Consider the following 13,593-nt stretch of genomic DNA (forward strand, 5'->3'; position numbering starts at 1 on the left):
TGGTTAATTTCTTAAAATTGAATTTGGGAATACTACCACGCTTTCATGACCATTTGCGCCCACAGAAGCGACGCCAAAATAGTAATTATCTATGACAATGCCATCGAGCGTGAATTCTTCACTATTGCTAACATATCTGGAATGGTCCCAAGTTGGTGAGGTTGTGTCTCTCCAATAAATTTTATAACCTATAGCCCCGTCTACTTTATCCCATTTTAATTTAGCCGATGGTTCCACAATGCCGCCAATAGCAACAGTTTTAGGTGGAGGAGGAGCGGATGCTAAACTAGCCATGCTAATAGCGTTGACTGCGGTTAATTTAGCCGCATAAGGAAAATTAACGTGTTCAAAAGTATCACCATAAGTAATGCCGTTTTCGGTACGAATGTCTTGATGTTGTTGGGTGTAATTCTCATGAGCTTCCATAATTCGGATGCCAGGAAACCCTAAATCGTTAAAGGGACGGTGGTGCCCGCCACGACCAAATCGATCTAATCTGTACACCAGCATCGGATTCATTTCTGGCATATACGTTTGTGTAGTTTTGTGCACATAACGTGCCAATTGACGTGAAATTCCATCGACTTCACCACCGTAAAATCGGCGCATTTGACGCTCCTTTTCAGTTTCAGTAGGAGGGACGGGTTCAGAAAAAATTCGGAAGCTGCGGTTATCGATTACGCCATCTACACCTTCAATATTGCCAATCATATCATTATTCAAAACGCCAATAATGTCCCAACCTTTTTCTTTAGCATAAGCAGCCAACCCAGTGCCACCAAATAGGCCTTGTTCTTCTCCCGATAAGCCAACATAAATAATGCTATTTTCGAATTTATATTTTGATAAGACACGAGCTGCCTCAATGGTTCCTGCCATTCCCGAAGCGTTATCATTAGCGCCGGGAGCATCTGTTGTAAAATCCATGGTATCACTCCCGCGCGAATCAATATCGCCACTCATGATGATATAGCGGTTGGGATATTTAGTGCCTTTCTGAATGGCTACTACATTAACAATCCAAGCGTCATGCGGTACACGGCTATTTCCTTCCTTGGTTACAAAATCCTTTTGGTAAGAAACCGCCAAACAGTTATTGCATGCTTTGGAGATGTTTTCAAATTCTTTTTTAATCCAACGTCGTGCAGCGCCGATTCCCCGAGTTTCTGAAACCGTATCGCTAAAGGTATTTCGGGTTCCAAAATTAACGAGTGTTTGGACATCTTTTTCAATGCGCTGTGCAGAAACAGCATCAATGATATCGTAGATTTTTTGATCTGTTTGGGCGTTGAGGCTCACACAAAAACAAAGTGTAAGACCATATTTTAAAAGATAATTCATAGTAGCTTAATTTGATAGATGATGTGGCAATTTTATTTTTTATAATTGAATCTCACGTTCTCGATACTGCCATCTTTTTGTTTTATATCGACGTACACGTTCATTTCATTAGCGCTTATTCTTTCAAAGGTCATGCCTTCAAATACCACTTTATTTGAGGTGATTTCCTTTAATGGAAAATCGATGGTTTCATCTTTTTCCTCCCATCCTTTAAGGTCGTTGCTAAAATGTTTTAGCTGCAGCATCAAGGTGTTGTCCACTTCACGAATAATTTCAATCTCATAAAAGACCACAGTGCCCTTTTCAATCAATTTAAATGTCGCCATCATCGATCCGCCTGTAGGTTCGCTCCAATTTTCTTCCGTTTGTCCGCCAAACGCTTCACCTTTCCAATTGCCAGCAATCCATTTGATGTTTTCAAGAGTTGGCGCTAAAGGAGTGTCCGGAGCAACTTCATTTTTTGCTGTTAGTTCACCAACAATCGCTAACTTTTTGCCGTTAGGGCTAATCGCTAAACGTGAAAGGTTTGATATGCCAAACTCCTTCAAGGTAGCTACTTCATTCCATTCTGTAGGATTCCTCGTGTTGAGTTTGTAAATGGCATCGCCTTTGGTCATTAATATCTGTCCAATTTCCAGCCAATACATGTCCTCAACGCCCGGGAGTGCTGTAGCAATAGTTTTAATAGTTCCGTTTGCGGGATTTAATGATTTTATTTCCGAAGGCCCAGTGGTATTCTTAGAAATAAAACTGATCAAATTTGAGTTCGGAATTTGATGTAACGATCGGCCAATATGTGTCGCTACTCTTTTGTTTTCCTTCGTTTTTAAATTAGAAACATACAGGGATAGATAGTCGTTTTCCAAAACCGCCGAAACGATCTGATTTTCGTTTGACCAAACATGGTAACCAACTACCAAGGTGTCAAGTATAACTTCGTTTGTGCTGTTATTTAGATTATAGCGATAAAGGCGTTGCTTTCCGTCAGGATCCAATCTAATTGCGGCAACGGCATCTTGATTTGGGATTTTTAAGGGCGAATATTCACCGCCTTCCGTAAAGCAAATCCATGTTTTTAAGCCATAATTAAGGTCATATTTGATGATGTCCGTTTGTCCATTTCTCGATCCTGCAAAGAGAATCGATTCATTGTCTATAAACGAGGGTTGGTTGTCATAGCCTTCATTGTTGGAAATATTTTTAATATTAGACAGTTGTAAAGTTTCTTTTTTGGGATTCAAATCAAATAGAAATACTTCGGTATTCGGTTGAGAGAAACTGTAGCAAAAGCTAAATACAAACAAGATTAAAAAGCGTGATCTCATGGAAGTTAATTTTCATAAAGATATAATTTTTGACGCTACGGGAGCATAAATTGAGCATAGCAGTTGGTACATTTCAATAAAATCCAATTGTATTTAAAAGCAAAAAGCCAATTCAAATTAATGAATTGGCTTTTCTTAGTTAATAAAATTTATGTTAGTCAGAATTTTAGAAACTATATTTATTGTCAGCTTTTACTTTTTCAGCAATTGCTTTACGTAAATCCACAATATCTGGATAGTTGGTATATTTCACATAACGCTTCAGACCCATAAGCATCATACGTTGTTCATCTCCTTCAGCGAATGAAATAATACTTTCCTTACCATTCTTTTCTACTTTAGAAACGGCATTGTATAAGTATAATTTAGCCATTGCAATCTGAATTTCTTGAGACGCTTCACCAAAACGTTTTGCGTTTTTCTCAGTTCTCAAGATAGTGGATTCTGCCATGTAAATTTCAATCAGAATATCAGAAGCAGCCAATAACAATTGTTGTTGACCATCTAATTCTGGACCGAATTTTTGAACAGCAGCACCTGCAACCATTAAGAAAACTTTCTTCAGTTTAGCAATCATTTCCTTTTCTTCTGCAAATAGTTCAGAGTAATCAGGCGTATCAAAAGAAGGGATTCCCATTAATTCATCAGCCACCGCTTGAGCAGGACCTAATAAATCGACATGGCCTTTCATTGCTTTTTTAACCAACATTCCTACAGATAACATTCTGTTGATTTCATTGGTGCCTTCGTAAATTCTTGCAATACGTGCATCTCTCCAAGCAGCTTCCATAGGCGTATCTTTAGAGAAGCCCATTCCACCAAAAATTTGGATGCCTTCATCAGCACAATGTTGTACATCTTCAGAAACGGCAACTTTTAGGATAGAACATTCGATAGCGTATTCTTCAACACCTTTTAATTCAGCTTCTTGATGTGAATTACCTGCAGCTTCACGAAGCGCAATACGGTCTTCAATATTTTTAGCAGCTCTGTATGATGCAGATTCACCAGCATAACAGTTAGTTGCCATTTCAGCCAACTTTAACTTGATCGCACCAAAGTCTGAGATTGGCGTGTTAAATTGCTTGCGCTCATTAGCATATTGCACGGCATTGGTGGTAATTCTTCTTTGAGAATCTAAACACGCCGCAGCAAGTTTAATACGACCAATATTTAAGGCGTTCATAGCAATTTTAAATCCTTCGCCACGACCAGCCAACATATTTTCAACAGGAACCACTGTATCACTAAAGAATACTTGACGTGTTGAAGACGCATGAATACCTAATTTATGCTCTTCTTCACCTAAAGAAATGCCGTTGTTAAGATCTTTCTCAACGATAAATCCGGTGATGTTTTTATCATTTTCTATACGCGCAAATACAATAAACAAGTCGCAGAATCCAGCATTGGAGATCCACATTTTTTGTCCGTTGATTTTATATGATTTGCCATCTTCCGAAAGCGTAGCGGTAGTTTTACCAGAATTGGCATCAGATCCAGCGCCTGGTTCTGTTAATGCATAGGCACCAAACCATTCGCCTGTAGCTAGTTTTGGAACATATTTTTGTTTCTGCTCTTCAGTTCCATAAAGTGTAATTGGCATTGTTCCAATTCCTGTATGTGCTCCAAAGGCTGTACTAAAAGATCCTGTTCCACTAGAAATGTACTCACATACAATCATGGTAGAAACAAACCCCATTCCCAATCCGCCATAAGCTTCAGGAACAGACACACCTAAGAATCCCATTTCTCCTGCCTTACGCATGACTTCTTCAGTAAGTGCATAATCTTTAGCCTCAAAACGATCTCTGTTTGGTATAATCTCACGGTCATTAAATTCAATAACCGAGTCGCGCATCATCTTTTGCTCTTCGTTAAAATCTTCAGGTGTAAATACGTCTTCGCATTTTGTTTCCTTTACGAGGAACTGTCCACCTCGTAATATTTCTTTTTCTTGTTGTGCTTCCATGTTGTTAGTAGTATTAAGTATTTGGTATTAAGTATTAAGATTAAAAAAGTTGAATTTTATTCATCTTGATACTTAATACTAACGTCTTTGTTCTGTTATTTAAATCAATCAAGAGCCAAGAGTCAAGAGCCAAGACTAAAAAATTAGTCCAGATTGAAATCTTGAAATCATTTTTTGAATGTGTATTATTTTTTGTTCTAGTTCTTTAAATTTTTCTTGTGACAAGTAGTTTTCGTTAAATGCCACTATCAATTGTGTTTCCCATTCGAATGCTGAACCTAAACTGTCTTCAAGATATTTATTAAAATGTTTGTCAGTGCTTTTGCTCGATCCTTCTGATATGTTCGAAGGAATTGATACTGCACATCTGTTCATTTGTGTCACTAAAGCAAATTTTTCAAAATCTGGAAAAGTTCGCGTCAGCCTATAACTATGTTGAACTAGACTGATTGACTCTTCCCAAATTTTTAATTTTTTAAAATTATGCATTAGTCTTGGTTCTTGATTCTAGTAGTCCTGATTCTAGTTGAGGAACTCAAATATCCCACAAGCGCCTTGACCTGTACCTACGCACATCGTCACGGCTCCGTATTTTCCTTGCATGTTACGCTGACGCATTTCATCAAATAACTGTACGGATAATTTTGAACCTGTACATCCTAGTGGGTGACCTAAGGCAATGGCGCCTCCATTAACGTTAATGATGTCTGGATTTAAATCCAATTCTCTGATAACGGCAATAGATTGTGAAGCAAACGCTTCGTTTAACTCAATTAATTCTAAATCTTTTTGCTGTAAACCTGCTTGCTTTAATGCTTTTGGAATCGCTTTTACTGGACCAATACCCATAATGCGCGGTTCAACACCTGCGGCAGCATAATTCACTAATCGTGCAATAGGTTCAAGATTTAATTCTTTAACCATATCTTCACTCATGATCATTACAAACGCAGCACCGTCACTCATTTGTGATGAGTTTCCTGCGGTTACACTTCCGTTGGCAGCAAATACTGGACGCAATTTCGCAAGGGCTTCTAAACTTGTTCCTGCTCTTGGGCCTTCATCTTTAGTAACTGTGTAAGATTTCGTAGCTTTTTTACCGTTGGCATCAATATACGTTTGATCAACAGTAATCGGTACAATTTGTTTTTGAAAACGATCTTCTGCTTGTGCTTTTAAAGCTTTCATATGCGAATGATAGGCAAACTCATCCTGATCTTCTCGAGACACTTTGAATTGGTTGGCAACTGCTTCCGCAGTATTTCCCATTCCCCAATAATAATCTGGGTGACCCGCTTTTACGGTATCGTAATTTAATTCCGGTTTAAATCCGGTCATCGGTACAGCACTCATACTTTCAGCACCACCTGCAATGATGCAATCGGCCATGCCTGCTTGAATTTTAGCGGTGGCAATTCCAATAGTTTCGATACCTGAGGCACAAAAACGATTGATAGTTACACCAGGAACATCCACAGTGTCCAATCCGATCAACGAAATGAATCGTGCCATGTTAAGGCCTTGTGCACCTTCTGGCATTGCGTTACCCACAATAACGTCGTCAATACGTTTCTTGTCGAGGTTAGGCAATTCTTTCATCATGTACTGGATGGTCTCAGCAGCGAGCTCGTCCGTTCTTTTAAATCGGAAAACACCTTTGGGCGCTTTACCAACAGCAGTTCTGTATGCTTTTACTATATATGCTTGTTTCATTGAAATAGTATTAAGATTTTAGTATTTAGTATTAAGATTTTGTGAGCGTGTTTTGTAATGAAAAATTCATTTTACATACTTCTACAATGTCATTAATAATCGGTTTAATTGTTTCTTTTGTGACTAATTTTAAGCGTTCTGAAAGATATAACTGGGTTAATAATTCGTAGGAAGACCCATTGGCAATACCTAAAAACTGTTTAAATTCTCCATTAGAATTTCTTCCAGCACCTTCTGCAATGTTTGATGGAATAGAGACGGCACTTCTTCTAATCTGAGAAATTAAATTAAATTTTTCTTCAGATGGGAATTTTGCGGTAACGCGATAACAATGCTCTGTCACATCCATTGCTTTCAGCCAAATCTTTAAATCCTCAAACCTATGCATAATCATAAATTTAGTCTACATGTATCTTTGTACTTAATTCTGAGTACTTAATACTTAATTACGTAACGGTTTCCCTGTTTTCAACATGTGCTGAATTCTTTCCAAAGTTTTTCTTTCGGTACACAATGATAAGAAGGCTTCACGCTCCAAATCCAATAAATATTGTTCCGATACTAAGGTAGGTTCTGATAAATCGCCTCCAGCCATTACATAAGCTAGTTTGTTGGCAATTTTCTGATCATGTTCACTAATGTAGTTGCTGTCTTCCATAGAGTCTGTTCCTACTAAGAACATTCCTAAGGCTTGTTTTCCGAGTACTTTAATATCTGTACGTCTTATAGGTTGGGTGTAACCAGCATCTGCCATTAATTTAGCATGTGCTTTAGCTGTCGCTAACTGTCTATCTTTATTGACCACCACAACGTCTTTTCCTTTTTGTAAGAGGCCTAAATCAAAAGCTTCATAAGCAGAAGTAGAGACTTTAGCCATTCCAATAGTTAGGAAATATTCTTGAAGCGTATTCAATTCCACATCACCCTTTCTAAACGTATCTTGAGCGCGAAGTGCCATTTCTTTAGAACCGCCACCACCAGGAATCACACCAACACCAAACTCTACTAGTCCCATGTAAGTTTCAGCTGCAGCAACTACCATATCAGCATGTAAGGAAATTTCGCAACCGCCACCAAGTGCCATACCATGTGGTGCAGCAATCGTTGGGATAGCAGAATAACGCATACGCATCATCGTATCTTGGAAATATTTAATCGCTGCGTTCAACTCATCATATTCCTGTTCAGCAGCCATCATAAAGATCATTCCGATGTTTGCTCCAACTGAGAAGTTTGCTGCTTGGTTACCAACAACCAATCCTGCGAAATCTTTTTCAGCGATGTCTAAAGCTCTATTTAAGCCTGAAAGCACATCACCTCCAATAGTGTTCATTTTAGATTGGAATTCAACATTTAAAATGCCATCTCCTAAATCTTCAACAACAACACCTGAGTTTTTAAAGACTTCTTTCGACTTGCGGATGTTATCTAATATGATAAAGGCATCCTGTCCTGGAACTTTCTCTTGTTGTTTTGATGGAATATTATAGAAAAACGTGTTGCCTTCCTTAACAGTATAAAATGATGTGCTACCCGATGCAATCATCTCTGTAACCCAAGCTGCAGGCTCTAAACCTTCCGCTTTCATCAATTCGATACCTTTTTCAACACCGACAGCATCCCAAATTTGGAAAGGTCCGTGTTCCCATCCAAATCCAGCTTTCATAGCGTCGTCTATTTTGTATAGCTCATCGGTTATTTCTGGAATTCTATTAGAAACATAAGCAAACATGGCTGCAAAGTTCTTTCTATAAAATTCGCCTGCTTTATCTTTTCCTGAGATTAAAATCGGGAAACGGTCTACAACTTTATCCACAGTTTTTGTGAGTTCTAAGGTTGCAAATCGTGCAGATTTTTTATCTCTATATTCTAAGGTATTTAGATCTAATGTTCTAATATCCTTGCCTTCTTTTTTGTAGAAACCTTGTCCAGTTTTACTTCCCAACCATTTATTTTCCATCATGGTGTTGATGAAATCTGGTAATTTGAAAAGTTCGTGAGCTTCATCTTCTGGACAGTTGTCATAGATGCCATTTGCCACGTGGACTAATGTGTCTAATCCAACCACATCAACAGTTCTAAAAGTTGCCGATTTTGGACGGCCAATAACAGGTCCAGTTAATTTATCGACTTCTTCAACCGTTAAGTCCATTTCCTTAACTTGATGGAATAAACTTTGGATTCCGAAGATTCCGATACGGTTTCCGATAAATGCCGGCGTATCCTTAGCAATAACTGATGTTTTTCCTAAGAATTTTTCACCATAACCATTTAAGAAATCCAACACCTCTGGAGATGTTTTTGGTCCAGGAATGATTTCAAATAATTTTAAGTAACGTGCAGGGTTAAAAAAGTGAGTTCCACAGAAATGCTTTTGGAAATCTTCACTTCGGCCTTCACTCATAAAATGGATAGGAATACCAGAAGTGTTAGACGTAATTAACGTACCAGGTGTTCTGTGTTTCTCAAGTTTTTCAAAAACTTGTTGCTTAATATCCAAGCGTTCCACAACAACTTCCATAATCCAATCCACATCCTTTACTTTGGCAATGTCATCTTCAAGATTACCTGTAGTAATTCTACTTGCAAAAGATTGGTGGTAAATAGGAGAGGGTTTCGATTTTAGAGAGGCAGTCAGAGAATCATTTACAATTCTGTTTCTAACGGCTTTGTCCTCTAAAGTTAATCCTTTAGCTTTTTCAGCATCTGTCAATTCTCTTGGAACAATGTCAAGAAGCAACACATCCACACCAATATTGGCAAAATGACATGCAATACCGCTTCCCATAATTCCGGAGCCAACAATGGCTACTCTTTTTATTCTACGTTTGCTCATATTATTATAAACTATTTTCTTTTTGATTGTAAATATTTTTATTTGAAATCATGTTGTTGATTTTTTCGGCAACTTCATAAAAGTGGGTCAACTGTTCTTCAGTCACATTCTTGCGAATGGCTTCATTGAAAATCAGAACTTTTTCTCTCGAGTAGGCACGTTTTTCTTTTCCAAAATCGGTTAGAAAGATCAAAACGCCACGTCCATCTTCCGGATTGGGTCGACGTTCAATTAATCCACGTGCTTCCATAGCTTTTAAAGTTCTGGACAAGCTCGTGGCTTCCATGCCCATTTTCGGTCCCATAGCGGTAGAAGGGGTTCCTTTTTCGGGATCAATACTTAATAGTGCGAAGCCTGTTGCCATTGTGGTGTCAAACTTAGATGCTTCTTCATTATACATTTTTGTAACTGCTAACCAAGTGGTTTTTAGTACATAATCAATGGTTTTATCTTTCATTGTAAATCATAAGGAATCCAAATATACAAAAATTTATTATGCATGCATAGTAAATTGGGATAAATTATTTAGAAATTTTTGGAGTAATGAATTGATATTTTGGAGACTATTAAATAACAATTTTATAATACTGCGCGCGTTATTTGTACTTTTGCCGCCAATATTCACCAGGAAATTATTGATATGACGTTATTTTTTCGAAAACAGGAATACAAAATCTTACTCTACCGTCTGTTTTTGGTCTATGTGTTTTATTTTGTTGCCAGAGTTTTATTCTTCCTATACAACTATGATGTTTTGGAAGTTCATACCGTAGGGGAGTTTTTTAAACTGTCTTATTATGGATTGGCTTTTGACACAGCGGCCATTTTATATGTGAACCTCCTTTTCATCGTGCTTTCTATTATACCGCTACGTGCCACCACCGCACCTTGGTACCGAAAGTTGTTATTCTATGTGTATTTTGCAACCAACCTGGTGGCGTATACGCTTAATTTTGTTGATTTTATCTATTACAAATTCAATTTTGCTAGAACAACGCTATCAGTTTTGGATGTGGTTAAGAATGAAGGCAATAAAACAGAAATGTTCTTCAGATTCCTGATCAGTTATTGGCACGTTTATGTGCTATTTATATTGGTGAGTGTCCTTTGGATTTATCTCTATAAACACGTCAAACTTCCTCAGACAGAACAGCGTCTCTCTACGAAGACTTATTATTTGTCGTCCATAATCGGATTTGTCATTATCGGAACTTTAATTGTTGGTGGAATTAGGGGAGGCGATTTCAAAAAAAGTACGCGTCCAATTAACTTGGTGGATGCCAGTAAGCACGTCAAAAAAATGGAACAGGCCGATTTGGTTCTCAATACGACCTTTGCCTTTATTAGGACCTTTGGAAATAATAGCTTTAAGAAAGTGGATTACGAAATTAGTGATGAGGAAGTGAAATTCTACATCAAGCCGATTAAGCAATACACTACGAATGCACCAACAAAGCCGAATATTATTGTCATTATTACTGAAAGTATGGGCAGGGAATATATTGGAGCGTTTAATAAGGATTCTGGGATTCCCAATTACGAAAGTTATACGCCATTTCTAGATTCTCTAGCACAGCACAGTCTCATATTCCCCAATGCTTTTGCTAATGGTGCAAAGTCAATTCATGGGATGTCGTCTGTATTATCCGGGATTCCGTCGTTTGTTGATGCCTTTACGTCTTCTAGTTATTCCAATCAGAAGATTCAAAGTTTGGTTTCTATAATGAATGATTTGGATTATGATACCTCATTTTTTCACGGCGCTCCCAATGGTTCTATGGGTTTCTTAGGGTTTAGCAATATTTTGGGGTTTGATCATTATTATGGTATGGAAGAATATGGTAATGATGATGATTTTGATGGGAGTTGGGGTATTTGGGATGAACCATTTATGCAATTCATGAAAACGACACTCGACAAGAAAACCGAGCCTTTTTTCAGTTCTATATTTACCGTGTCGTCTCATGAGCCATTTAATATTCCGGAAAAATATGATGGAAAGTTTCCAAAAGGACATGTAGCTATGCATGAGCCTGTTGGGTACACTGATTATGCATTTAAAAAGTTTTTTGAAGCAGCTAAAAAAGAACCTTGGTTTGACAATACTATTTTTGTGATTACGGCCGACCATTGCAACCAAGTGTATTTTGATGAATATAATAAGGTTGTGAACCGTCGTGCAGTACCAATTATGTTTTACAAATCTGATGGCAGTTTAGTTGGCACACAGAATGAATTGGCTCAGCAAATTGATATTTATCCTACTATAATGGATCTGATTGGGTACAACAAACCATTTAGGAGTTGGGGCAGGAGCCTGGTTTCTGATGACGGTGTGGAACCTTTTGCGATAAATCATAATGCCTCTCAATACCATTTACAACGCGGCAATTACATTTGTACATTTGATGGAAAGCGCGCCACAGGGTTTTATGATATTAACGATAAAAGCTTAGAGCATAATCTGATTGCGAACAAAACGCCAGAAATGGAAGAGGTAGAATTGGCCTGCAAGGCATTTTTAAAAGATTACTTTGAACGCATTGTAGATAAAAAGCTGAACCAATAACTAAAAAAAAGAGCTTCAATTTATGAAGCTCTTTTTTATTATGGTCTGTAAATCTTTTCGATAAGATCTTTATACATTTCTTTGATAATCTTTCGTTTCATTTTCAAGGTTGGTGTCAAATGTCCACCTTCAATGGTCCATATATCTGGAGTGATTTCAAATCTTTTAACTTGTTCCCATTTTGCAAAATGTTCATTGGCGTCATCAATTTCTCTCTGAATGCGAGCAATTACGACGTCAGATTTCATGATAGATTCATTGTCCAATGGAATGTTTTTATTTTTCTTTTTGATCCATTCCTTAATAAATTCAAAATTAGGTTGAATTAAGGCAGCAGGCATTTTTTCGCCTTCGCCAATCACCATAATTTGTTCTATAAATCGAGATTGCTTTAATTGATTTTCGATTAGGGCAGGAGCCACATATTTACCACCAGAAGTCTTAAACATTTCTTTCTTACGATCCGTAATCTTTAAAAAGCCGTCAGCATCAATTTCACCAATGTCGCCAGTGTGAAAATAATCGCCAGACATAACTTCCTTAGTCTTTTCAGGTTCTTTAAAATAGCCTAACATAACGTTTGGTCCCTTTACAAGAATCTCTCCGTCAGCAGCAATTTGAACATCTACCTTATCAATAATTTTTCCAACAGTGCCAACTCTAAAGCCACCATTACGCATATCATTTACTGCAATAACTGGAGAGGTTTCGGTTAAGCCGTAACCTTCCATAATAGGCATACCTGCCGCAGCAAAAGTTTTCGTTAATCGAGGTTGTAACGCGGCGCTTCCAGAAACCATTAAGTCCAATTCGCCACCAAGGCCTTCTTTCCACTTGCTAAATATGAGTTTTCTGGCTAATTTAAGTTGTGTTTCATACCACCATCCATTAGCGCCGTATGGTTCATATTTAAGGCCTAATTCAATCGCCCAAAAGAATAATTTTTTCTTGATTCCTGTTAAATCACTTCCTTTAGCAACAATCTTATCGTAAACTTTCTCATAAAGTCTTGGGACTGCAGTCATCACATTTGGCTTGACTTCCTGCAGATTCTCACTCATTTTATCAATAGATTCTGCAAAATAGATTTCTACACCGCAGACTTGATAAAGATAGATTACCATGCGCTCAAAAACGTGACACACGGGTAAAAAGCTTAAGGATTTAGACTTCCCATTTTCGAACGGAACGCGTTTTTGACTTGCTAAAACATTTGAGACTAAATTATCATGGGAAAGCATGACGCCTTTTGGTCGGCCAGTAGTTCCAGAAGTATAAATTAAGGTTGCCAAATCTCCTGGTTTTACAGCAGCCATTCGTGTTTCTACCTCATTTTGGTTACTCTCGTCCTTGCCTAATTCTAAAACCTCATTCCAACTTTTTTCTCCTTTTACATCATCAAACGTGTAAACTGCTCTTAGTTTTGTGTTGTCTTTAATGGCATTCACTTTAGCCATCACTTCTGCATCAGAAACAAAACAGATAACAGATTCAGAGTGATTTAGAATATACTCATAATCTTGTTCGGAAATAGTAGGGTAAATTGGTGTGTTTTGCGCACCAATTTGAAGGATTCCAATATCCAAAACATGCCATTCTGTTCTATTATTCGTAGAAATGACGGCAATTTTATCATTCGGTTGGATTCCTAAGCGTAGTAAACCTCTACTTATAGCATTGGCTTTCTCAACATATTCCTTTGAAGAAATTGATTTCCATTCGCCATTATATTTAGTAATTAGCGCTTTATCAAGATTATAATTCTCTAATTGATATTTAGGAATATCAAAAATTCTGGTAATACCTGTCATTAGTTATGTGAAGTTTAGTCTCTGCA

At 37.6% G+C, this 13,593-nt stretch carries 10 protein-coding genes; 1 reads left to right on the forward strand and 9 read right to left on the reverse strand.

The window, feature by feature from the left end:
* Positions 1-3: 3 nt before the first annotated feature.
* The 8 genes from Q0947_RS01005 to Q0947_RS01040 form a co-directional block, all read right to left on the reverse strand.
* Positions 4-1,341, reverse strand: a complete 1,338-nt coding sequence (locus Q0947_RS01005; protein WP_299390362.1) for a M28 family peptidase — start codon at positions 1,339-1,341, stop codon at positions 4-6.
* 32 nt (positions 1,342-1,373) lie between these two features.
* Positions 1,374-2,666, reverse strand: coding sequence for a DUF6265 family protein (locus Q0947_RS01010; RefSeq protein WP_299390365.1), 1,293 nt, complete (start codon positions 2,664-2,666; stop codon positions 1,374-1,376).
* Between the two features lie 166 nt (positions 2,667-2,832).
* Positions 2,833-4,638, reverse strand: coding sequence for an acyl-CoA dehydrogenase family protein (locus Q0947_RS01015; protein WP_299390368.1), 1,806 nt, complete (start codon positions 4,636-4,638; stop codon positions 2,833-2,835).
* Positions 4,639-4,773: 135 nt separating this feature from the next.
* Complete coding sequence (locus Q0947_RS01020) at positions 4,774-5,127, reverse strand: four helix bundle protein (RefSeq protein WP_299390371.1); 354 nt, start codon at positions 5,125-5,127, stop codon at positions 4,774-4,776.
* A gap of 33 nt (positions 5,128-5,160) precedes the next feature.
* Positions 5,161-6,351: an acetyl-CoA C-acyltransferase gene (locus tag Q0947_RS01025; protein ID WP_246924144.1), complete on the reverse strand. Its 1,191-nt coding sequence runs from the start codon at positions 6,349-6,351 to the stop codon at positions 5,161-5,163.
* 31 nt (positions 6,352-6,382) lie between these two features.
* A complete protein-coding gene (locus Q0947_RS01030; protein WP_299390377.1) occupies positions 6,383-6,739 on the reverse strand; it encodes a four helix bundle protein in 357 nt (118 codons plus the stop codon).
* Between the two features lie 54 nt (positions 6,740-6,793).
* Positions 6,794-9,187, reverse strand: coding sequence for a 3-hydroxyacyl-CoA dehydrogenase/enoyl-CoA hydratase family protein (locus Q0947_RS01035; RefSeq protein ID WP_299390380.1), 2,394 nt, complete (start codon positions 9,185-9,187; stop codon positions 6,794-6,796).
* Between the two features lie 4 nt (positions 9,188-9,191).
* A complete protein-coding gene (locus Q0947_RS01040; RefSeq protein ID WP_246924136.1) occupies positions 9,192-9,644 on the reverse strand; it encodes a MarR family transcriptional regulator in 453 nt (150 codons plus the stop codon).
* Positions 9,645-9,827: 183 nt separating this feature from the next.
* Here Q0947_RS01040 and Q0947_RS01045 point away from each other — a divergent pair, with 183 nt between their 5' ends.
* Positions 9,828-11,756 (forward strand): LTA synthase family protein, encoded by a 1,929-nt coding sequence (locus Q0947_RS01045; protein WP_299390386.1) that lies wholly within the window; start codon positions 9,828-9,830, stop codon positions 11,754-11,756.
* A gap of 38 nt (positions 11,757-11,794) precedes the next feature.
* On the opposite strand, the gene Q0947_RS01050 is transcribed toward Q0947_RS01045, so the two are convergent.
* On the reverse strand, positions 11,795-13,567 hold the full coding sequence (locus Q0947_RS01050) for a long-chain fatty acid--CoA ligase (RefSeq protein ID WP_299390389.1): 1,773 nt from the start codon (positions 13,565-13,567) through the stop codon (positions 11,795-11,797).
* Between the last annotated feature and the right edge of the window lie 26 nt (positions 13,568-13,593).

Origin of the sequence: uncultured Gelidibacter sp., from assembly GCF_947500795.1 — a bacterium.
GTDB lineage: Bacteria > Bacteroidota > Bacteroidia > Flavobacteriales > Flavobacteriaceae > Gelidibacter.